Source organism: Catenuloplanes indicus (assembly GCF_030813715.1).
Taxonomy (GTDB): Bacteria; Actinomycetota; Actinomycetes; order Mycobacteriales; family Micromonosporaceae; genus Catenuloplanes; species Catenuloplanes indicus.
The window spans coordinates 8,961,117-8,982,104 of the sequence record NZ_JAUSUZ010000001.1 but is presented as its reverse complement, the minus strand read 5'-3'; the positions used below and the strand labels follow the sequence as shown (position 1 = coordinate 8,982,104).

At 73.7% G+C, this 20,988-nt stretch carries 18 protein-coding genes; 4 read left to right on the top strand and 14 right to left on the bottom strand.

What is annotated here, in order from left to right; translation table 11 throughout:
• Positions 1-17: 17 nt before the first annotated feature.
• From J2S42_RS40280 to J2S42_RS40270, 3 genes are all read right to left on the bottom strand, one after another.
• Entirely contained in the window at positions 18-419 is a 402-nt protein-coding gene (locus J2S42_RS40280) for a hypothetical protein (RefSeq protein ID WP_307248128.1), read from the bottom strand.
• An 86-nt stretch (positions 420-505) separates the two neighbouring features.
• Complete coding sequence (locus J2S42_RS40275) at positions 506-2,311, bottom strand: serine/threonine protein kinase (protein WP_307248126.1); 1,806 nt, start codon at positions 2,309-2,311, stop codon at positions 506-508.
• Positions 2,312-2,407: 96 nt separating this feature from the next.
• Positions 2,408-3,556: an MFS transporter gene (locus J2S42_RS40270; protein WP_307248124.1), complete on the bottom strand. Its 1,149-nt coding sequence runs from the start codon at positions 3,554-3,556 to the stop codon at positions 2,408-2,410.
• 102 nt (positions 3,557-3,658) lie between these two features.
• Here J2S42_RS40270 and J2S42_RS40265 point away from each other — a divergent pair, with 102 nt between their 5' ends.
• Both J2S42_RS40265 and J2S42_RS40260 read left to right on the top strand, forming a co-directional pair.
• Positions 3,659-5,116, top strand: a complete 1,458-nt coding sequence (locus J2S42_RS40265; protein WP_307248122.1) for an aldehyde dehydrogenase family protein — start codon at positions 3,659-3,661, stop codon at positions 5,114-5,116.
• A 237-nt stretch (positions 5,117-5,353) separates the two neighbouring features.
• The gene (locus J2S42_RS40260; protein WP_307248120.1) at positions 5,354-6,358 is read left to right on the top strand and encodes a sugar phosphate isomerase/epimerase family protein; all 1,005 of its coding nucleotides are present in this window, start codon (positions 5,354-5,356) and stop codon (positions 6,356-6,358) included.
• A gap of 64 nt (positions 6,359-6,422) precedes the next feature.
• Here J2S42_RS40260 and J2S42_RS40255 read toward each other — a convergent pair whose 3' ends face one another.
• A complete protein-coding gene (locus J2S42_RS40255; protein ID WP_307248118.1) occupies positions 6,423-8,531 on the bottom strand; it encodes a M1 family metallopeptidase in 2,109 nt (702 codons plus the stop codon).
• A 128-nt stretch (positions 8,532-8,659) separates the two neighbouring features.
• Positions 8,660-9,034: a DoxX family protein gene (locus J2S42_RS40250; protein WP_307248117.1), complete on the bottom strand. Its 375-nt coding sequence runs from the start codon at positions 9,032-9,034 to the stop codon at positions 8,660-8,662.
• A gap of 105 nt (positions 9,035-9,139) precedes the next feature.
• Here J2S42_RS40250 and J2S42_RS40245 point away from each other — a divergent pair, with 105 nt between their 5' ends.
• Positions 9,140-9,607, top strand: a complete 468-nt coding sequence (locus tag J2S42_RS40245) for a MarR family winged helix-turn-helix transcriptional regulator (RefSeq protein ID WP_307248115.1) — start codon at positions 9,140-9,142, stop codon at positions 9,605-9,607.
• Positions 9,608-9,648: 41 nt separating this feature from the next.
• The gene (locus J2S42_RS40240) at positions 9,649-11,859 is read left to right on the top strand and encodes an Hsp70 family protein (RefSeq protein WP_307248112.1); all 2,211 of its coding nucleotides are present in this window, start codon (positions 9,649-9,651) and stop codon (positions 11,857-11,859) included.
• Here J2S42_RS40240 and J2S42_RS40235 read toward each other — a convergent pair.
• From J2S42_RS40235 to J2S42_RS40195, 9 genes are all read right to left on the bottom strand, one after another.
• Complete coding sequence (locus J2S42_RS40235; protein ID WP_307248110.1) at positions 11,820-12,095, bottom strand: endonuclease domain-containing protein; 276 nt, start codon at positions 12,093-12,095, stop codon at positions 11,820-11,822. The genes J2S42_RS40240 and J2S42_RS40235 overlap by 40 nt on opposite strands.
• Positions 12,096-12,189: 94 nt before the next feature.
• Positions 12,190-13,233 carry a polyprenyl synthetase family protein gene (locus J2S42_RS40230; protein ID WP_307248108.1) on the bottom strand — a complete coding sequence of 348 codons (1,044 nt, stop codon included), beginning with the start codon at positions 13,231-13,233 and terminating at the stop codon, positions 12,190-12,192.
• 13 nt (positions 13,234-13,246) lie between these two features.
• A complete protein-coding gene (locus tag J2S42_RS40225) occupies positions 13,247-14,641 on the bottom strand; it encodes an alkaline phosphatase family protein (RefSeq protein WP_307248106.1) in 1,395 nt (464 codons plus the stop codon).
• A complete protein-coding gene (eboE, locus tag J2S42_RS40220; protein WP_307248104.1) occupies positions 14,638-15,795 on the bottom strand; it encodes a metabolite traffic protein EboE in 1,158 nt (385 codons plus the stop codon). Before eboE ends, J2S42_RS40225 begins: the two co-directional genes overlap by 4 nt.
• A gap of 1 nt (position 15,796) precedes the next feature.
• Complete coding sequence (locus J2S42_RS40215) at positions 15,797-16,648, bottom strand: TatD family hydrolase (RefSeq protein WP_307248102.1); 852 nt, start codon at positions 16,646-16,648, stop codon at positions 15,797-15,799.
• A 262-nt stretch (positions 16,649-16,910) separates the two neighbouring features.
• Positions 16,911-17,552, bottom strand: a complete 642-nt coding sequence (locus J2S42_RS40210; protein ID WP_307248100.1) for an EboA domain-containing protein — start codon at positions 17,550-17,552, stop codon at positions 16,911-16,913.
• On the bottom strand, positions 17,549-18,628 hold the full coding sequence (locus J2S42_RS40205; RefSeq protein WP_307248098.1) for a sugar phosphate isomerase/epimerase family protein: 1,080 nt from the start codon (positions 18,626-18,628) through the stop codon (positions 17,549-17,551). The genes J2S42_RS40210 and J2S42_RS40205 overlap by 4 nt, the downstream gene beginning before the upstream one ends.
• A complete protein-coding gene (locus tag J2S42_RS40200; protein ID WP_307248096.1) occupies positions 18,625-19,635 on the bottom strand; it encodes an SCO3242 family prenyltransferase in 1,011 nt (336 codons plus the stop codon). Before J2S42_RS40200 ends, J2S42_RS40205 begins: the two co-directional genes overlap by 4 nt.
• Positions 19,635-20,945 (bottom strand): inositol-3-phosphate synthase, encoded by a 1,311-nt coding sequence (locus J2S42_RS40195; protein WP_307248094.1) that lies wholly within the window; start codon positions 20,943-20,945, stop codon positions 19,635-19,637. Before J2S42_RS40195 ends, J2S42_RS40200 begins: the two co-directional genes overlap by 1 nt.
• Between the last annotated feature and the right edge of the window lie 43 nt (positions 20,946-20,988).

Here is a 20,988-nt window from a genome sequence, read left to right as displayed (position 1 = left end):
GAGGGTACCCGCCGGGTCTACCGTCCCGGAACCCCGCAGCAGAACGCGAGCACGAGCGTGCCGAACAGGATCGGCCCGATCAGCGCCGGGCTGCGCGAGAGCGGCCGGCGCGGGGCCAGCGGGCGTCCGGTGCGGTACGCCGGTGCGGGCAGCCGTGCCAGGCGCCCGGCCGCGCTCGCGTTCATCGCGATCGCCGTCAGCGCGCCGAGGAACGCCAGTCCCCACCACCCGGCGACCATGGTGAACGTGGTCATCTCCCGGTGCACCGACACACCGCAGTCGCGGCAGAACCAGCCTCTCCGGGTCTGCAGCTGCCAGGCGATCAACAGCGCGAGCACGGAACGGAACGTCGCGAACTCAGCCGGCGTGCCTCCGCAGACGTCGCAGGCGGGCGCTTCGGTGACGGGATCGACGGGCACGGGTTCCTCCTCGGATCGGCAGACGCCCATCCTCGGCCGGTCCGGTCACGTACACGCGCGATCCTGGACAGCGTCGGACAGCGGCCTCACCAGTCGGACCGGCGGACCAGTGCCCATTCGTGGTCGTCGCCGGAGACGCAGTTGACCAGGGTGAGGTGGGTGGCACTGCCGCCGTCGCCCTTGCCGTAGACGTCCAGGCACAGGCCGGAGGCGGTGTTGACGAGCCAGTAGTACTGCCGGCCGCCGGAGGTGAGTTTCGGCTCCAGCCGGTAGTCCTGGTTGTCCTCGCCGTAGCACTCCCGCTCGACGACCGGCGTGGCGCGCGGGACCGAGCCGGTGCCGTCGACGTCCAGACAGAGGTCGTCGTCGGTGTTGCGGATCCAGTAGAACTGGCGTCCGGACCCGTCGGTGCCGCGGGGCACGAACGAGAACTCCTGGTTGTCGTCGGTGGTGGTCCGGCAGACGTCCTGCAGGACCGGTTGCGTGGGCGTGCCGCCGGCGGTGCCGTCCAGGTCGGCGCACAGGCCGGTGCGCAGGTTGTGGATGAGGTACGGACCGTACCCGGACCGGGTGCCGGGCGCGGCCTCGACCGGAGGCTGCACGTCCGGCGCCGGTGCGGCCGCCGAGGGCTTCGGCGCCGCCGGAGCCGCGGTGGTACGGGTGGCCGCGGGCACGGAGGACGGTGTGACGGACGCGGACGGCGACGGCGGCGCGGACCCACCGGCGGTGGGTGCGGTCGACGGCGCGCTCGGCGGCGGCGCCGCGGGAGCCGGGACGAGCGGCTGCTCACCGGCGCGACTGCTCTGCTGGAGGACGAAACCGGCGCCGCCGAGCAGGGCGAGGGCAAGGACGGCGACGGCCGCCGTGAGAACCGCCACGGTACGCCGGCGCGGTGCCGGCCCGGTGACCCGCTCGCCCGCCCGGGCCGCGGGTCCGGTGCCGGCCACGGTCACGGTCTCGGCCGGCACGTCGGTCGCGGCCGGCACGTCGGTGACGGTCCGTGCCGCGACCGACGCCTCCGCCGAGGCCGAGCGCAGTTCCGGCCGGTCATCCAGCGCACCGGCCGGTGCGTTGCCGAGCAGCAGGTCGAGCAGTTCCCGCGCGGTCGGCCGGCTCGCCGGGTCGGGGGCCAGCGCGCGTCCGGCGAGCCGGCGCAGCGGTCCCTCCGGCAGCCCGTCCAGCCGGGGCGGCTGGCTGATGATCCGGGCCATGGTGGCGATGGCCGTGCCACCGTCGAACGGCGCCCGCCCGGTGCCGGCGAACACCACCACGCATCCCCAGGCGAACACGTCCGCCGCGGCCGTGATCGGGCCGGCCTCCTCCGCGAACCGCTCCGGCGCCATGTAGTTCACGGTGCCCAGGTACACGCCGGTCCGGGTGAGCCGCTCCTGCGCCGCCTCCAGCGCGTGCGCGATGCCGAAGTCGATCACCTTGGGGCTGCCCGGCGCGAGCAGCACGTTGCCCGGTTTCAGGTCGCGGTGGATGACCCCGGCGCCGTGGATCGCGGTCAGCGCCGTCGCCACGCCGATCGCCAGCCCGTGCAGGTTGGCCGGGTTCAGCGGCCCGCGCTGCCGGACCTCCTCGTCCAGCGTCGGGCCCTCGACGTACTCGACGACCAGGTACGGCCGGGCCGCGTCCGGGTCGGCGTCCACGACCTCGGCGGTGCAGAACGGCGGCACCTGCCGGGCGCGGGCCACCTCGTCGCGGAACCGGCGCCGAAACTCCGGGTCGCCGGCTATCTCCGTGTGCACGAGCTTCACCGCGACCTGCCGCCCGTCGGCGCCGCGCGCCAGGTAGACCACGCCCATGCCGCCGGCGCCGAGCCGCCCGACGATCTCGTAGTCGCCGACGCGGGCCGGGTCCCCGTCCAGCAGCGGCCCTGACCGGCTCACGTCTCGTTCCACAACAGGTTCCCGTCGATCACGGCTGGTATGCGCGGGGCATGGTATCAGCCGCTGTGGACGGCCATCCGGTCTGCGGACCGGCACTCATCCGCCGGACGGCCGTTCACTGTGTACGGCCGCACGCCGGCCGGGGGAAGCGAGCGCGAACGCGACGCCGCCCAGCGCCGCCGTGACGCCGCAGAGCAGCAGCGTGGTGCGATAACCGAATTGTTCGACCGCGACGCCGGCCAGTACGCCGGAGAGCAGCAGGCCGGCCGTGGTGGCGTTGGAGAACAGCGTGGTGGCCCGGCCGGTGGCCGGTGCCAGCAGGTCCTGGAAGTAGCGGATGCCGGCCGCGCCGACGACCGCGATCCCGGTGCCGCGCAGGATCTGCCCGGCCACCAGCATCGGCATGCCGGTGGACACGACCGTGACCGCGAAGTAGCAGACGAACGCGCCGAAGCCGCCCAGGATCAGCGTCCGCTGACCGACCCGGTCGGGTACGGCGGCCAGGCCGAGCGTGGCGGCCACCTCGACCGCGGCGCACACGCTGTACAGCACACCGACCGCGGCCGGCCCCTGGTGAAGCGCGCGCGTGACGAACAGCGGCAGTGCCAGGCTGCCGGCGAACATGGCGGTGAAGAACAACGTGATCGCGGTGGTGAGCAGGACCGGCGTGCCGCCCGGCGCCGGGTGCACGGCGGTGACCGGGCCCGGCCGGGGCACGGTGAGCACCATCAGCGCGGACCCGAGGAACACCGCGGCGGCGGTCCACATCAGCGCGTCGTAGCCGCCCCGGGACAGCACCAGCGCGCCGAACAGCGGTCCACCGGCCCAGGCCAGCGACCACGCGGTACGCAGCAGCGGCGCGGAACGCTGTCCGGCGGCGCCGTCGCCGAGCACGGCCCGGGCCAGTGCGAACAGCTGTGGGAACGCCGCGCCCGTCGCGCCGAGCACGGTCGCGGCCATCACCAGCAGCACCGGGAAGCTGGTCACCCGCGGCAGCAGCAGGTATCCGGCGGCGCCGAGCAGGATCACCACGATCGCGTAAACGCGGGCCGGCCGGTGGTCGAACCGGCGGCCGAGCCACCAGCTGATCGTCATGCCGGCGATCGCGCACACGGAGGACCACACGCCGATCCGGATCGGGGTCAGGCCGGCCTCGTCCGCACCGAACAGCACGATATAGGAGTTGATCATCGAGTCCGCGACGCCGAGCAGCAGGACGGCGGCGAACAACGCAACGAACGGCATCGATCATTCGTATCGTCACCACCCGGCCGGCGATACCGAATTTACCCGGCGGCATTGATTAGCATGACTGCGTTGAGCAGCCTCTGCGGAAGGACGCCGGACATGGAGGACATCCGATCCACGATCGCCGCCCTGGGTCACCTCGTCGACGGGCGGATCGTGCGGAACGACGCGACGTTCCCGGTGGAGAACCCGGCCACCCGGTCCCCGATCGGCGACTGCCCGGACGCGACCGGCGCCCTGGTCGGCGAAGCGGTCGCGGCGGCGAAGCGCGCACAGCCGGGCTGGTACGCGGCCGGCGAGCAGGAACGACGCCGGGTGATCGGCGCGATGGCGGAGGCGCTGACCGCGCGGCTGGAGTCCGTGGTCGCGGTGTCCGCGCTGGAGAAGGGCGCGACGGGCGGCGCGATCGAGGCGTACGGCGGGCCGGCGTTCCTCGGCCATCACGCGGCCGCGCCGCTGCCGGTCGACGTCATCGAGGACAACGACGAGCGGCTGGTCCGGGTGGTCCGGAAACCGGTCGGCGTGGTCGCCGCGATAACGCCGTGGAACTCGCCGATCCTGACCGCCTGCGTGAAGGTGGCCGGTGCGCTGCTGGCCGGGAACACGGTGGTGCTGAAGCCGTCGCCGTTCACCCCGTTCGCCACGCTGCTGCTCGGCGAGATCTGGAAGGACGTGGTGCCGCCCGGCGTGGTCAACATCGTGGCCGGCGGCGACGACGCCGGGCGGGCGCTGGTCGCGCACCCGGACATCGCGCTGATCTCGTTCACCGGCTCGGTCGAGGCAGGGCGGCACATCGCGGCGGCCGCGGCGCCCGCGCTGAAGCGGGTGGTGCTGGAGCTCGGCGGCAACGACGCCGCGATCGTGCTGCCGGACGTGGACGTCGACCTGGTGGCGGCGCAGCTGTTCACCTCCTCCATGATCATGAGCGGGCAGGTGTGCGCCGCGGTCAAGCGGCTGTACGTACACGAGTCGATCTATCCGCGGATGGTCGAGGCGCTGGCCCGGCTGGCCGACGCGGCCACGCCGGTGCCGGAGTCGGCGGGCGGCTCGTTCGGCCCGGTCTCCACCCGCCCGCAGTTCGAGCGGGTGCGCCTGCTGCTCGACGACGCGCTCACACACGGCGCGAAGCCGGCCAACGCCGGCGCGCGGGCGGACGAGGGCGGCTACTTCCAGGCGCCGATGATCCTGACCGGGGTACGGCCGGGCATGCGCGTGGTGGACGAGGAGCAGTTCGGCCCGCTGCTGCCGGTGCTCAGCTTCCGCGACGTGGACGAGGCGATCGCGGCCGCGAACGACACACCGTACGGGTTGTGCGGCTCGGTCTGGACGTCCGACATCGCGGCCGGTGAGCGTCTCGCGGCCCGGCTGGAGTGCGGCACCGCGTACGTCAACACGCACGCGGAGGTCGCGCCGCACATCCCGTTCGGTGGCGTGAAGGACTCCGGGATCGGGCGCGAGTGCGGGACGGCCGGCGTGGACGGCTACGCGGAACTGCAGACGCAGTACGTGTATAAGAAGCCGTCGCGGGTCCTGGCGAGCGGCGACCGGGTCGGCTAGCGTGAGTGCCGGATCCGCGGGTGTGCCCGCGGGCCGACGGCTCGGGCGGGAGGCGCAACCCGCCCGGGGTGCGCACCGCACCGTCGGCCCGGCCAGGCGTGTGCCGCGGCGGATCCGGGATCGGCCTCCCTCGCCGCCGATCGGCTGACCGCCGCCCGGCCCGTTCGCCGTGGGCACCCGGCGGTCGCCGTGCACCTGTCGCTGCATGAGAACGCGGGCACCGAGGGAGACAGACACATGGCGCGACCGATCACGCTGTTCACCGGCCAGTGGGCGGACCTGCCGTTCGAGGAGGTGTGCCGGCTCGCCTCCGAGTGGGGCTACGACGGGCTGGAGATCGCCTGCTGGGGCGACCACTTCGAGGTGGACAAGGCGCTGTCCGACGAGTCGTACGTGGACCGCAAGCGCGAGCAGCTGGCCAAGCACAACCTGCAGGTGTTCGCGATCTCCAATCACCTGGTCGGGCAGGCCGTCTGCGACCACCCGATCGACGAGCGGCACCAGGACATCCTGCCGGCCCGGATCTGGGGCGACGGCGAGCCGGAGGGCGTGCGGCAGCGCGCGGCCGCGGAGATCGCCGACACCGCGCGAGCCGCGGCGAAGCTGGGCGTGAAGACCGTGGTCGGGTTCACCGGCTCGTCCATCTGGCACACGCTCGCGATGTTCCCGCCGGTGCCGCCCGCGATGATCGAACGCGGCTACCAGGACTTCGCCGACCGGTGGAACCCGATCCTGGACGTGTTCGACGAGGTCGGCGTGCGGTTCGCGCACGAGGTGCACCCGTCCGAGATCGCCTACGACTACTGGACGACCAAACGCGCGCTCGAGGCGGTCGGCAACCGGCCCGCGTTCGGCCTGAACTGGGACCCGTCGCACTTCGTGTGGCAGGAGCTGGACCCGGTGAATTTCATCCTGGACTTCGCCGACCGCATTTACCACGTCGACTGCAAGGACGCGAAGGTCCGCACCGGCGACGGCCGCCGCGGCCGCCTCTCCTCCCACCTGCCGTGGGCCGACCTTCGGCGCGGCTGGGACTTCGTCTCGACCGGCCACGGCGACGTGCCGTGGGAGGACTGCTTCCGCGCGCTGAACGCGATCGGCTACAACGGCCCGCTCTCGATCGAGTGGGAGGACGCCGGCATGGACCGCCTGGTCGGCGCGCCCGAAGCGCTCAAGTTCGTCCGCAACCTCGCGTTCGACGCCCCCGCCGCGGCCTTCGACGCCGCCTTCTCCTCTCGCTGACTCCACCCCACCGGACGGCGCGGCCGCGGGTCCCGGATCGCTCCGGGACCCGCGGCCCGCTGCGTCAGCGACGCAGCTTCGGCTGCACCGGGCCGGGCAGGCCGGCCGCCGCCCTCGCGTCCGGGGCCGCCGTGGTGATCGTCGGCTTCGTGTCCGTGAACAGCCACTCCTGGAACAGGTCGTCGAGCTGCTGCCCGGAGACCCGCTCCGCGAACGCGATGAACTGCGGCGTGGTCACGTTGTCCCCGGCCCGCGACTGCGCCCAGCCCTTCAGGATCCGGAAGAACGCGGCGTCGCCGACCCGGTTGCGCAGCACCTGCAGCGTCATCGCGCCGCGGGTGTAGACCGCGCCGTCGAACAGCCGCACCGGCCCTGGATCGCCGATCTTCACCGTCCAGAACCCGGACTCCGCCGGGATGGACGCATAGGTCTGCTCGAAGAACTCCTGCGGGGTGCCCTGCCCCTCCCGCTCCGCCCACAGCCACTCCGCGTAGGACGCGAAGCCCTCGTTCAGCCAGATGTCCTGCCAGCGGCCGAGCGCGAGACTGTCCCCGTACCACTGGTGGGCCAGCTCGTGCACGACGACGCCGGCGCCGCTCACCGCGCTGCTGAAGAAGGCCTTCGTGTAGATCGGCCGGGTCTGTGTCTCCAGCGCGAAGCCGAGCCCGTCGATGTCGTCGACGATGCCCCCGGACGTGCGGAACGGGTACGGCCCGAACGTGTCCGCCAGGAAGGCGACGATCTCCGGCTGGCGCTCGAAGGTGGCGTCGATGACGTCACCGGTGGTGGTGATGTCGCCGGCGTCGCCCACGGTCCACTGCGCCGGGTTCGGCGGGGAGCCCGCCGGCGGGCCGGTCGGCGTCCAGCCGTCGAACGTGTCGCCGTCCTCCTCGAAGCTGGTGCTGCCCGGCCCGGTGGAGACGGCCACGTCGTCGATGAACACGCCGGCCGGGGTGATCACGTCGTCGTTGACGTAGGTCAGCGACACCTCCACCGGCCCACCCGCCCAGTCGCCCAGGTCGACCGACCACTCCTGCACGCCGTCGCTGTCGCCGGTGGCGGCGTGCCACTGCCCGGTCGTGCCGGTCGCGGCCGTGCAGGCGCCGTCCTCGCCGGGCGTCACGTAGTGCAGCAGGAACGGGTGCAGCGCCCCCGCGTAGGCGCAGACCGCGCCGGTCGCGGTGGACGTGTGGCCGTTCGCGTCCGGCAGCGTGGTCCAGTCGTCCTGGCCCGGCGTGTGCGCCTCGACCAGGAAGAAGTCCCAGTCGTTCTCCACCGCGAGGGTGGCGTCGAACCCGAGCGTGGCGCCGCCGGCGGGCACGTCGATCGTGCGGGTCAGCCGCCGGTAGCCGGGCTCGCCGACGCCGCTGAGCGCGAACCGCTCGCCGGTGCTCGGCGTGGCCGGTGGCGCGTAGAGGTCCGGGTCGACCGCGTCCCAGTAGCGGATGCCACCGGACCGGTAGGCGTTCAGCCGGAACTCGCCGACGTTCGCCGTCACCAGGTAGGAGGCCATGGGCTCGGGCGCGTCCCAGGTCCAGGTGGTCCAGCCGCCGCGGGTGCGGGTGCCGGTGAGCGCGCCGTTCGCGACCGCCTCCAGGCCCTTCGGCACGGTCAGCCGGATCGTGTAGGCCGCCTTGTCGGTCGGGTGGTCGTTGACCGGGAACCAGGTGGCCGCCACGTCCGGCTGGCCGGCGATGATCATGCCGTCGTCGGTGTGGAAGACGCCGGTCCGCCCGAGGTTCGGGTCGTCGATCGTCTGCGGCACGCCGTCGTAGCGGACCACCACGGTGAACGGCCGGTTCTTCGGCAGGCCGCGGCGCGGTGTGACGGTCAGCTCGGCGCCGGACCGGGACCAGCGCGCGGGCACGCCGTCGACGGTCAGCGACCGGATGGTCAGCCCGTCGAAGTCGAGATTGAACGCGGAGAGGTTCTGCGTGGCCCGCGCGCTGATCGTCGCGGTGCCGGCCAGCACGTCGGTGGCCGGTGTGTAGCGCACGTCGAGGTCGTAGTGCCGGACGTCGTAGCCGCCGTTGCCGTCGAGCGGGAAATACGGATCGCCTGTTCCGGGTGCGCCGGGCGTGAACCCGCCGCCGTGTGCCGCCGCGCCCTGCGCGCCGGTGAGCAGCATCGCCAGGATGACGGTGCCGATCAGGATCGTTCGTCGCAGCATCATGCCCCCATGCACGTCGATTCCGCCTGTGCCCCGCAGGGGACACTAGCGCCGATTCGCGATCGAGGCATGCCCATACCTGACTTCGCGGAGAAGTGGTCACGATGTCGTGGCACCGTGACCACCTCCGGTCAGAACGCGTACGGCCCGAACCGGCCCCAGGCGACCACGGCGGCCAGGATCAGCAGCACCACGCTCGGCGCCATCATGGAGAACTCACCGCGGCGCACGTGCACGATCACCGCGCCGGCCATCATCAGGACCAGGCCGGTGGCGGCGAGCGGCACTACGATCGGCGCGACGCCGGTCACCGCCGGCAGGATCAGCCCGGCCGCGCCCAGCACCTCCAGCACACCGATCGCCTTGACCACGGCGGGCGGGAAATCCCCGGCCCAGGCCATGCCGGACGCGACCAGCCTCTCCCGCGGCTGGATCACCTTCATCGCGCCCGCCATCAGAAATGCGGCCGCGAGCAGCGCGGCGATGACCCAAAGAACGATGTTCATGATTCCCCAAAGCGCGAAATGAGTTAAGCGGTGAAGCGAACCGTAGCGGCCGTGACTTGAACATGCAAGTTCTGGTCACTTCAACGGTGAAGTTATACTGGGCCGGTGACGGACGAACCCCGCTGGCTCGGAGCCGACGAGCTGGAGTCGTGGAGGACGACGGCCGCGCTGCTGTTCGCGCTGCCCGCCGCGCTCGACGCCCAGCTGCAGCGCGACGCCGGGATCAGCCACTTCGAATACCTGATCCTCGCCGCCCTGTCCGAGGCACCCGAGCGCACCATGCGGATGAGCACGCTCGCCGCGCACTGCGAGGGTTCCCTGCCGCGCCTCTCGCAGGCGGTGTCCCGCCTGGAGAAACGCGCGTGGGTACGGCGGACGCCCGACCCGGCCGACGGGCGCTACACGCTGGCGGTCCTCACCGGCGAGGGCTGGGACAAGGTCGTCGCGACCGCGCCCGGCCACGTCGCGGAGGTGCGCCGGCTCGTCTTCGACCGGACCACCAAGGCCCAGGTCCGCCAGCTCGGCGACATCGCCGGCCGGATCATGCGCGCGATCGACCCGAACGGCTGCTGACCGTCCACCGCGGGTGGCGCGCAAGCCGTACCGTGTCCGATGTGAACGCGGCCGCGCGGCTCGGCATCGACTTCGGCACCTCGCACACCGTGGGAATGCTCGCGGTCGGCGGGCGCCCGCCCGTGCCGTTGCTGTTCGACGGATCTCCGCTGCTGCCGTCCGCGGTCTGGGCCGACCCGTCCGGCCGCCTGATCGTCGGCCGCGACGCCCAGCACGCCGCGCAGACCGACCCGGCCGGCTACGAGCCGCACCCGAAACGGCACATCGACGAGGAGACGATGCTGCTCGGCACCGCGCAGCCGTCCGTCGAGTCGGTGATCGCCACCGTGCTCGGGCACGTGGCCGCGGAGGCCGGCCGCGTCGCCGGCCGCCCGGTCGGCACCGTCGTGCTCACCCACCCGGCCGCCTGGGCCGCGCAGCGCCGGCAACGCCTGGAGTCCGCGGCCCGCACCGTCTTCCCCGAGGTCACACTGGTGCCCGAGCCGGTCGCCGCGGCCGGTTACGTGGTGCACCGCGCCGCCGCCCGCATCCCGCCCGGCGGCCGGGTCGTGGTCTACGACTTCGGCGCCGGTACGTTCGACGTCTCCGTGGTCCGCGCCGACCCGGACGGGCTGCGCGTGGTCGCCTCCGAGGGCCTGGACGACACCGGCGGCGCGGACGTCGACGCCGCCGTCGTCGAGCTGCTCGCCCACACGTTCGCGCCCCGCGACCCGGCCGCCTGGCAGCGCCTCGCCGCCCCCGCCACCCGCGCGGACCGGCGCGCCGCCCGGACCATGTGGGACGGCGCCCGTACCGCGAAAGAGGTTCTGTCCCGCGCCACCTCCACCGTGCTGCACGTGCCGATCTTCGACGAGGAGGTGCCGCTCGGCCGCGAACAGCTCGACCAGGCCGCCCGCCCGATCCTGGAGCGCACGCTGGTCGCCACCCGCCGCGTGGTGGCCGGCGCCGGTGGCACCCCGGCCGGCGTCTTCCTGGTCGGCGGCGCGAGCCGCATGCCGCTGACCGCCGCGCTGCTCTACCAGAGCCTGGGGGTCCGCCCGACCCTGCTCGACCAGCCCGAACTGGTGGTCGCGGAGGGCGCGCTCTACGCCACCACCCCGGCCTCGCTCCCCGCCGCCGTCACCCCACCGCCCCGGCAGCCACCGGGCGCACGGCAGCAGGCCGCGGGGCATCCACCGGGTACGCCACCGGCGCGGTCCGTGCCGGTGCCGCCGCAGAGCAGCCACTCGCCGGTGTCGCCGCCGGCCGGTCACTCACCGGCCCCGCACGCCTCGGCCCCACCGCCCGGACACCCGCAGACGCCAGGACCCCAGACGCCCGGATACCCGCGGACACCCGGGCAGGCGCAGCCACCGGCGCCCGGGCGGCCACAGGCGCATCCTCAGCCGCCGGGATATCCGCAGGCGCTGGGACATCCGCAGGCGCCCGGATTTCCACGGCCGCTCGGACAACCACAGGCACCCGGGCACCCACCGTCCCCGGCTGCCGGTTCCTCAGCCGCGCCCGGTCAACCGGCAGCACCGCCCGCCGGATACCCGGCGTCCCCGCCATCCGGGCACGCGGCAGCGCCGCTGACCGCCCAGGCCGGCACACCCGGTCCCCGGGCGGCCCTGCCGTCCGGACATCAGCCGGGCCCGGTCTCCGGCGCCGGCGGTACCGCACCGGCCACCGGCGTACCCGCCGTCTCGGCCCGGCGCGGCCTGGTGATCGCCATCGCCGTCGTCAGCGTCCTCATCGTGGCCGTGGCCACCTCGATCACGGTCCGCGCCGCCACCACCGGCCGCTGGCCGTTCCTGGCCGGGCCGTCCCCCTCCCCGTCGATCAGCCCCGGTCTGGACCCGTGCGTGATCGGCGTGTGGAAGCAGCAGAAGTACGTCATCGAGAACACCATCGACGGCAAGCCGACCGACTTCACCGGCTACGACACCGGCACCGACACGTACCGCCCGGACGGCAGCTACGAGATCGTCTACAGCGGCAGCCCGTTCAGGGCCACCGTCCGCGACGACCTCTGGGAGCACATCGTCACCGGCCGCGTCACCGGCCGGTACACCACCACCGGCGGCAAGCTCGCCGCCACCGACGTCGCCGCCACCGGCACCTCCAAGCTGCTCGTCAACGGCGACCTCGACAACTCCCGCGCGCTCTCCGTCAGCGACGACGCCTCCTCCTACGAATGTCGCGACGACACCCTCGTCATCCACGGCACCTTCTACGGCGTCGAGCTCACCCGCACCGCCGCAACCCCCTGAGCGGCGCCCGATCCGGCGAGCCGCCGGTGGCGAGCGGTCGCGACGGCCCGGACCGTCTCGGCCGGCCTCCGGTACACGTCGTCCGCGGTGAAGCGCAGCACCAGCCAGCCGGACTGCTCCAGGCGGCACGCCCGCAGCAGGTCGTTGCGGAACGTGGCCGGGTCGCGGTGGTGGTCACCCTCGTACTCGATCGCGATCCGCAGGTCCGGACCGGCGAGGTCGACCCGGACCAGCACGCGCCAGCCGGCCGGGAAGACCTCGTGCTGCGCGACCGGCCGGGGGCGGTCAGCCCGGCGGCGGGGTGCGGACCGTACCCGGGCAGGGGTTCGGTCAGGACAGGCGGTGGATGGCGTGGTGGGCGAGTTCGGTGAGGGCCGCGGCTGACTCCGGCGTGATGGGTGCGGCGGCCAGCGCGGCGTGGGCAGCCTCGGCGCGGACCTGGATCATGCGTTCGGTACGGGCGAGCGCGCCCGTGTCGACGATGATCTCGCGGAGCGTGGCGGCGCCGGGGGTGTCCAGCCCGGGGTTGCCGATCAGGCGGTCGAGCTGGGCGGCCTGGGACGGGGTGGCGTGGTCGCGGGCGAGCGCGAGCATCACCGTCTGCTTGCCCTCGCGGAGGTCGTCGAGCGCGGGTTTGCCGGTGATCGCGGGGTCGCCGAAGACGCCGAGAACGTCGTCGCGGAGCTGGAACGCGTCGCCGAGCGGGTCGCCGAACGCGCGGTAGGCGCTGAGCAGGTCGTCGCCGGCCCCGGCCAGCGTGGCGCCGATCTGCAGCGGGCGGGTCACGGTGTAGCGGGCGGCTTTCATCCGGACCACGGTGAGCGCGTCCGCGACCGAGCCGCCGTCGGCACCGGCGCGCAGGTCGAGGTACTGGCCGGCGATCACCTCGGTGCGCATGCGGGCGAACAACGTGGCGCCGCGGCGATGCCGGTCGGCCACGCTGAACAGCTCGTCGGCCCACGCGGCGAGCAGATCGCCGACCAGCAGTGCGGCACCGGCACCGTACGCGCCGGACGATCCGCGCCAGCCGCGCCGGTGGTGCTCGTCGGCGAGCCGGCGGTGCACGGACGGCTCGCCGCGGCGAAGATCGCTGCCGTCCATGATGTCGTCGTGAATGAGCGCGAACGCGTGGAACAGCTCCAGCGCGGCCGCGGCCGACACGATGTCCGGCCCGTCGTCGCCGCCCGCGCCGCGCCAGCCCCAGTAGCAGAACATCGGCCGCAGCCGCTTGCCGCCGTGCAGCACGAACCGGCGCATGGTCTCGAACACGTCCGGGTCCGGCCAGGCCGGGCGGTGCCGGTCCAGCCAGTGCGCCAGCGTGGTCTCGCAGCGTTCCCGCAGACCGCTGGCGTTCGCGACGACGTCCGCCGTCATCACCCGGCCCTCTCTAGTCGATGGACACAGCGTCATGCGTGAGACCGGCCGCGCGCAACAGCAGATCCTTCACCTGTACGGCTTCGACGCGCTCCCGGGCCAGCGCCGGGTCGGAGCAGAGCAGCACCGGGCCGTCCTGCGGGTCCGCGGGCAGCCGGCCGTGCGAGCCACGGACCGCGCGCGCACCGGCGTCCAGGCCGACCGGGTTCATCAGGTAGCGGAAGCCGGTCTTCTTGCGCAGCAACGCCTTCGCGGCCCGCAGCTTGGCGGCGCCCGGGTTGGCCGGGTCGAAGAACAGCTCCGCGGGATCGTAGCCGGGCTTGCGGTGGATCTCGACGAGCCGGGCGAAGTCGGGCGCGCGGGCGTCGTCGAGCCAGTAGTAGTAGGTGAACCAGGCGTCCGGGTCGGCGATCAGCACCAGGTCACCGGCCCGCTCGTGGTCCAGACCGTGTGCCCGCTTACCGGCCGCGTCGAGCACCACGTCGACGCCGGGCAGCCGGGCGCAGAGCCGTTGCACGCGGTCACGGTCGGCCGGGTCCCGGACGTAGACGTGCGCGATCTGATGGTCGGCGACGGCGAACGCGGCGGAGGTCCACGGATCGAGATATTCCATGCCGTCCTGCGTGTAAACGTGGAGAAGACCCTCGGCGCGAAGGACACGGTTGATGTCGATCGGGCGGTGCGCGTCGGTGATCCCGTACTCGGACAGCGCGACCACGGTCGCGCCCCGGTTCCGCGCCGCGTCGAGCAGCGGCGCGAGGATGTCGTCCACGGCGCGCGCGGCCCGGGCGGCCTCCGGCGAGGACGGGCCGAACCGCTGCAGGTCGTAGTCCAGGTGCGGCACGTAGACCAGCGTCAGGTCGGGATCGTGGTCCGCCATGATCTGCTCGGCGGCCCGGCAGATCCAGGTGGACGACGCGATACCGGCGTTCGGGCCCCAGTAGGTGAACAGCGGGAACGGCCCGAGCCGCCCGGTCAGCTCGTCGTGCAGCGACGGCGGCGCGGTGTAGCAGTCCGGTTCCTTGCGGCCGTCGGCGTAGTAGATCGGGCGTGGCGTGACCGTCCAGTCCACGTCCGCGCCCATCGCGTACCACCAGCACACGTTCGCGACCGTGTAGCCGGGCCGGGCCGCACGTGCCGCGTCCCAGAGTTTCTCGCCCTGGACCAGCCGGTTGTGCTGCCGCCACAGGAAGACCTCGCCGAGGTCACGGAAGTACCAGCCGTTGCCCACGATCCCGTGCTCGGACGGGAGCAGCCCGGTCAGGAACGTCGACTGCGCGGAGCACGTCACGGCCGGCAGCACGGTGCCCAGCTCGGCCTGGAACCCGATCGCGGACAGCCTGGGCATGTGCGCCAGCAGGCGCGGCGTCAGCCCGACCACGTCGAGCACGAGCAGTGGGGTGGTCATCGGGTCGCCTCCACGGTGTGCGTCAGTCCCAGCGTCGTCAGCAGATCCCGCGCGTACGCCAGCTCGGCCGCGATCCCACCGGCAAGCTCGCCCGGTGTGGACGGGCGGCGCGCGGGCGGCAGCACGCCCCAGGTGTACGTCTCCACGTCGAGGTGGTCGCAGCGCGCCGCGGGGCCGCCCACGATCTCCGTCAGCGCGTCGGCCAGCACGCCGGTGGTCGCGCGCAGCTGTGCGATCGGCTCCGCGTGCAGCGGCACGTGATAGTGCACCCGCCACGGTCCGGCTCCCATCGTGGACAGTGCCTCGTCGAGGTCGTCGGTGGCGGCGCCGTCCTCCGCGCGCGTCTGGTGCAGAAAGCGCGGCTCCACGTAGCCCCGCAGCACCTCCGCGTCCGCGCGCGGGTCCGCGCTCTCCAGCGCGGCCGACACCTGCACCTTCACCACCGGCACGCCCGCGGCGTCCAGCCGCTTCAGCGCGTCGCGCGGCTCCTCCCAGGCGCACGCGAGGTGGGCGAGATCGAGGCACACGCCGAGCCGCTCGGTGTCCACGGTGCTCAGCAGGCCGGCCGCCTGCGCGGTCGACTCGATGACGCAGCCGGGTTCAGGTTCGAAGGCCACCCGCACGGTACGGCCGGAGCGCCGCTCCAGCGCGGCCAGTCCGTCGGCGAGCGCACGCAGGGCGGCCCGGCAGCGCCGTCGTGTCCCCGCGTCCCACGGGGTGCGCCAGGCCAGCGGCAGCGTGGAGATAGAGCCGCGGCGGGCGTCCTCCGGCAGCAGCTGCGCCAGCACCTCGGCCAGGTCCAGTGTGTACCGCAGGCGCTCCGGCTCGGACCAGTCCGGGTAGTAGACCGCGTGCTTGACCACCGGGGCCTGGAACGCCTGGTAGGGGAAGCCGTTCAGCGTCACCACCTCGAGGCCGCGCGCGGCCAGCTCGGCGCGGAGCCGGTGCACGGCCGTCCGGTCCGCGGCCAGGCCGGCCGCGACCGGTGCCGCGAGCCACAGTCCCAGACCCAGCACGGGTACGCCGAGGCGTTCGCGGACCGGGACCGCGTACCTGTCGAACTGCGCCACGATGCCGGGCAGGTCCTCGGCCGGGTGGACGTTCGTGCAGTATCCGAGGTGGACGGTCGTACCGTCCGGGTGCCGCAGCCGCATGTCAGGAGCCTCCCCGCAGGATCGAGCTGCCCTCGTACGTACCGTCGGCGGGTTTCAGGTCCGTCAGGTCCAGCCGGCCGGACTGGCCGTAGAACTCGGCCGGGTTCCGCCACAGCACGCGGTCCACGTCATCCTCGGTGAACCCGGCCTCGCGCATCGCCTCCGCGGTCCGGACGGTCAGCAGCGGGTCGGACTTCCCCCAGTCCGCGGCCGAATTGACCAGCATGCGGTCCAGCCCGTACTCCTTCAGGATCTCCACCATCCGCGGCGGCGACATCTTCGTGTCCGGGTAGATGGAGAAGCCGGCCCAGCAGCCCGCGTCCTTGACCGCCTTGACGGTGACCTCGTTCAGGTGGTCGATCACCACGTACTCGGGCCGGATGCCGGACTCCGCGACCACGTCCAGGCTGCGCGCGGTCCCGCGCGCCTTGTCCCGGTGCGGCGTGTGCACCAGCGCGGGCAGGCCGAACTCGACCGCCATCGCCAGCTGCCGGGTGAACGCGTCGTCCTCGTCCGCGGTCATCGAGTCGTAGCCGATCTCACCGACCGCGACCACGCCGTCCTTGGCCAGATAGCGTGGCACCAGATCGAGCACCGGCCGGCACCGCGGATCGTTGGCCTCCTTCGGGTTCAACGCGATCGTCGCATGATGCCGCACCCCGAACTGCGAGGCACGGTACGGCTCCCAGCCGACCAGCGAGTCGAAGTAGTCCGCGAACGAGCCCGGCCCGGTCCGCGGCTGCCCCAGCCAGAACGCCGGCTCGACCACCGCGACCACCCCGGCGGCCGCCATCGCCGCGTAGTCGTCCGTCGTCCGCGACGTCATGTGAATGTGCGGGTCGAAGATCCGCATTACCGTCCCCTCTCGCTGTCGCCACGCGCTTCCGTGCCGCCGGCTCCGGTCTCCGGCGCGGTGCCGTCCCGGCGGCCGGCCGGGCCGTCGACACCGCCATGGCCGCTCGCGCGACCCGCCCGGCCGTCACCGAGGTGCGGTGAGCGGCACGCCCGGCCGCCCCCGCCGCTGTGTCCGTGGCGCGTCCCGACGTCGGCGCGGCCACGCAAACGGCGTTCCAGGCGCTCGGCGCGGGCGTCGCCGCCGGTATCGTGGCCGCCGGTCATGACGAGACCGGGCCACGCCGGCGCAGCTCGGTGAGCAGCGCGTCCGCGTCCGGCGGGAAGTCGCGGCCCGCGGCCGCGCGTTCCTCGGCCAGCGCCGCGAGCATGTCGGCCAGCGCGTCGTCGGCGCGGTCGCGCAGCGCGTGCACCGCGGTCAGCGGGACGCCCATGAAGACGCACTTGAGCACGCCCTGCCGCCAGGTGTCGTCGTCCAGGCGATCCGCGACCGGGCCGAGCGCGGCCGCGACCAGCCGGGTGTCGTTCGTGCGCAGCGCGTCGCGCAGCAGCGGGAGCACCGGCTCGTCCGGCGCGTCCGGCAGGATCGAGCACGCGTGCAGGATCGCCAGCTTCTCCCGGGAGTCGCCATAGCGGTACAGCTCCGCGACCTCGCCGGTGCCGCCTGGCGTACCGAGGAGCGTGGCCAGCAGCACCGCGCGCGCGGCGGCGTCGGCGGTCCAGCCCGGCACGCCGGGCAGCTCTTCCCGGCCGGTGTGGCGACCGGCGGCCGGGAAGAGCCGCCCGACCGCGGCGGGTTCCTTCCGCACCGCGGCCTCCGCGTCCGCCAGCCAGTCCCGCCCCGGCACGTCACTCAGCGCGCCCCGGAGCACCTCGATGGTGATGTCGTCCGCCGTGGTCGTCATGACGCTCTCCCGTCGGTCTCTCCCCCACCCACCGCTGCCGCTCCCCCCGGCGTGAACTCGCCCGCCGCCGGTATGCCGGTCCCGGACACATCGGCCGCCGATGCGGGGCGCTCCGGAATGCGCACCTCACCGTCGAGCGTGGCCTGCGCGCCGTGCCCGGCCGCACCCCGCCTGGCACTTCCTAGGAAGCTAGGTGCATTCGGTGCGGCCGCGCGCAGGAAGGCGAGCGACGAGGCGGCGACCGTCGGCGCGGCGTGCGAATGGCGCGGCAGCTCGACCGCGACCAGGCCGCGATAGCCGCCGTCCGCGAGCGCGCGCAGCACCGGCGGGAAGTCGATCTCGCCGGTGCCGAACTCCAGGTGCTCGTGCACGCCCCGGCGCATGTCGTCGATCTGCACGTTGACCAGGTGCTCAGCGACCGCGGTCACGCACTCGGCCACGCCGGTCGGCTCCAGGCACCGGCAGTGTCCGATGTCGAGCGTCAGCCCGAACCAGGCCGGTGCGCCGAGTTCGGCCCGCAGCCGGTGCCAGCCCGCGATGTCCTCGACCAGCATGCCCGGCTCCGGTTCGAACCCGAGCGGGATCCCGGCGTCCCCGGCGGCCGCACCGGCCTCGGCGCACCCGTCGACGAGCCGTTTCCAGGCCAGATCCGCGGGTACGCCGTCCGGCCGCACCCCGGCCCAGAACGAGACCGCCTCCGCGCCGAGATCCGCGCCGATCGCGATCGCCCGGCGCAGGAACTCCAGGCGCAGCGCGCGGTCGTCGTGCAGCAGCGTGGGCGCGTGCTTCCGGCGCGGATCCAGCAGATAGCGGGCGCCGGTCTCGATGACGACCGCGAGCCCGAGACTGCGCAGCAGGTCCGCGGTCTCCGCCGTCCGGCGTGCCACGTCCGGCGCGAACGGATCGAGGTGATCATGGTCGAGCGTCAGCGCCACGCCCACGTAGCCGAGGTCCGCGATCACCCGTAACGCATCCGCCAGCCGATGGTTCGCGAACCCGTTCGTGCCGTATCCGAACCGCGGCGGCACGCCGCCCGGCGCGGGTGTCGCCCCGGCCGCAGCATCCTGATGGCTCATGTCGGCGACACCTTCCGGGCGAGCATGCGGGCGAGCGGCGCCGCCGCGGCGACGGCCAGTCCGGCGAGGGTCGCACCGGCACGCGCGGTCAGCGCCCCCTGCAACGCCGGGAGCCCGGTGATCCCGGCACCGACGGCCGCCCGGATCGGTCCGGGGGCCGGACTCGTTAGCGCACGCACCTGCGCCGACCCGTACCCGGCCAGATACTGCCCTACCAGCGCACCGACGACAGCGGTCCGCACCACCAGCCGCTCGGCACGCCGGCCACCGGAACCGGCGATCGGCGCACCGGAGGCGCCGGTCCCGGCGGATGGCGCCGGGCGACCGGCGCGACCGGCACGACCGGCACGACCGGCACGACCGGCCGAGCCCGCGATCGTGGCACCGAGGACGCCGGTGGCGGCGAGTGTCGCGGCGGGCAGTGCCGGGGTGGCGCCGGATACCTCGCGGCGCGACAGTTCGGTGACCGTGTAGGTGTGTGCGGCGACCGCCGCCGCTGCGGGAAGCGCCCGCCACAGCGATCTCCGGGCCGCTCCTGGGGCCGCGGACGCTGCCCGGCCGGGCGTCGCCGTCGCGCCGAGGAGCACGTCGAGAGCACGGCACGCGGCCATCACCGCCGGCCCGGCGGGCGTGTTCTTGGTGCGCAGGTCGTACGCCCAGATCGTGGCGGCCAGCGGCAGTGCGACCGCGAGCGAGCGACGGCCACCGGCCGCGGCGGTCAGCGCCAGACCGGCACCGGTGAGCCCGGCCGCCAGGCCGAACGCGGTGCCCGGCCGCACCCGGCCGGACGGGATCGGCCGCTCCGGACGCTCGACGGCGTCGAGGTCCCGGTCGGCCCAGTCGTTCGCGGCCATACCGGCCCAGTAGAAACAGACCGACGCCGCGGAGAGCACACCGGTCGCGGGCGTGATCGCACCGGCCGCGCTGGCCCCCGCGACGAGGTCGCCCGGCACGGACAGCGCGGCCGGGGCACGCACGAGTTCGGCCAGGTCGGCAAGGCCGCCCATCAGGCCACTCCCCCGTCGCCATGGCCGGCACCGTCGACACGACCGGCGCTGTCAACATGACGAGCCGGATCAACATGACGGATGTCGTCAACATGAGCCGGAGAATCAACATGAACGCCGGCCTCGCCGCCAGGCGCCGGCCCCCGGGCCGACGGGGCCGCCGGAGGGAGTACGGGCGTGCCGGGAGCGGCTTCGGCCGTACCGGGGAGGGATCGGGAAAGGTCCTCGACGAACGAGACGAGGAGGGACCACTGGTCGGCGAGCGCGCCCGTCCCCGTGCCGATCGGGTCCTTGAAGAAGAACGCCAGCTCCGGCACCGGACCCACGCGCCCGGCGGCGTGGGCGGCGGCGGTGAGCCGGGCCAGGTCCAGGATCAACGGTGCGGCCAGGGCCGAATCGCAGCCGTGCCAGGTGAACTCCATCCGCATCCCGGTGCCGAGGAAGCCGCTGAAGCTGATCAGATCCCAGGCGGCCTTGAAGTCGCCGAGCGTCTCCACGTAGTCGATCCTCGTGGTCCCCTGCGGTTCGTAGCCGAGCGTGTCCGCGAGGACGCGCTGCTTGCTGGCGGTCTTCGCCGCGTTCGCGGCCGGGTCGGCCAGCCGGGCGCCGTCGCCGCCGCCGAGCAGGTTGAGGCCGGACCAGCTGCGTACGCGCAGGTTGCGGGACGCGAACATCGGCGCGAGCACGGACTTGACCAGCGTCTCGCCGGTCTTGCCGTCGCTGCCGGCGTAGGGCAGGCCGCGGTCCCGCGCGAGTGCGTCCAGCATCGGCAGCCGCGCGCCGGTGGACGGCGTGAAGTCGACGAACGCCGCGTCGGCCAGGAACGCGGCGTACGCGGCACGCGCGCTCGGCGGCAGCGCGTCCAGGGACGCGCTTTCAAGATCATCAGAGGGTACGGGTTCCGTGCTCGCCACGTTGATCACGACGACGCGGTCGAGGTCGTTGACCGCACGGAACCGCGCGATGTCGCGCGCGATGCCGTCCACGGTCGCGGGCAGCGGCAGCACGGAGGCGTCCACCGCGGACAGTTCGGAGCACAGCGCGGCGGCCAGGTGTGCGGGCAGCACACCGGCGGCGCCGAGCGCCTCGGCCTTCTTCGGCAGCGGGGTGTCGGTGATGTCGTGGCCGCCGAAGACCAGCGACGGGATGGGCGGGAGCCAGGGCCGGGCCAGCGCGGGCAGCTCGGTGACGCAGCCGTCGGTGCCGGCCAGGCCGGCCCGGACGGCGAGCGCGCCGGTGATCGCGGTGGTGGCGACGGAGCCTCTGGCGCCGATGAGCCAGACGCCGGTACGGGGGGAGACGAAGGACACTGGGACCGACCTCCGATGGTGATGTGGCCCCGCCCGCCGCGCC

What these genes read in the sequence shown, in the direction of transcription:
- J2S42_RS40270 (WP_307248124.1), bottom strand. Translation starts at nt 3,556, where the DNA reads ATGCCGTTCGTTGCGTTGTTCGCCGCCGTCCTGCTGCTCGGCGTCGCG.
- J2S42_RS40265 (WP_307248122.1), top strand. Translation starts at nt 3,659, where the DNA reads ATGGAGGACATCCGATCCACGATCGCCGCCCTGGGTCACCTCGTCGAC.
- J2S42_RS40260 (WP_307248120.1), top strand. Translation starts at nt 5,354, where the DNA reads ATGGCGCGACCGATCACGCTGTTCACCGGCCAGTGGGCGGACCTGCCG.
- J2S42_RS40255 (WP_307248118.1), bottom strand. Translation starts at nt 8,531, where the DNA reads ATGATGCTGCGACGAACGATCCTGATCGGCACCGTCATCCTGGCGATG.
- J2S42_RS40250 (WP_307248117.1), bottom strand. Translation starts at nt 9,034, where the DNA reads ATGAACATCGTTCTTTGGGTCATCGCCGCGCTGCTCGCGGCCGCATTT.
- J2S42_RS40230 (WP_307248108.1), bottom strand. Translation starts at nt 13,233, where the DNA reads ATGACGGCGGACGTCGTCGCGAACGCCAGCGGTCTGCGGGAACGCTGC.
- J2S42_RS40225 (WP_307248106.1), bottom strand. Translation starts at nt 14,641, where the DNA reads ATGACCACCCCACTGCTCGTGCTCGACGTGGTCGGGCTGACGCCGCGC.
- eboE (WP_307248104.1), bottom strand. Translation starts at nt 15,795, where the DNA reads ATGCGGCTGCGGCACCCGGACGGTACGACCGTCCACCTCGGATACTGC.
- J2S42_RS40215 (WP_307248102.1), bottom strand. Translation starts at nt 16,648, where the DNA reads ATGCGGATCTTCGACCCGCACATTCACATGACGTCGCGGACGACGGAC.
- J2S42_RS40210 (WP_307248100.1), bottom strand. Translation starts at nt 17,552, where the DNA reads ATGACGACCACGGCGGACGACATCACCATCGAGGTGCTCCGGGGCGCG.
- J2S42_RS40205 (WP_307248098.1), bottom strand. Translation starts at nt 18,628, where the DNA reads ATGAGCCATCAGGATGCTGCGGCCGGGGCGACACCCGCGCCGGGCGGC.
- J2S42_RS40200 (WP_307248096.1), bottom strand. Translation starts at nt 19,635, where the DNA reads ATGGGCGGCCTTGCCGACCTGGCCGAACTCGTGCGTGCCCCGGCCGCG.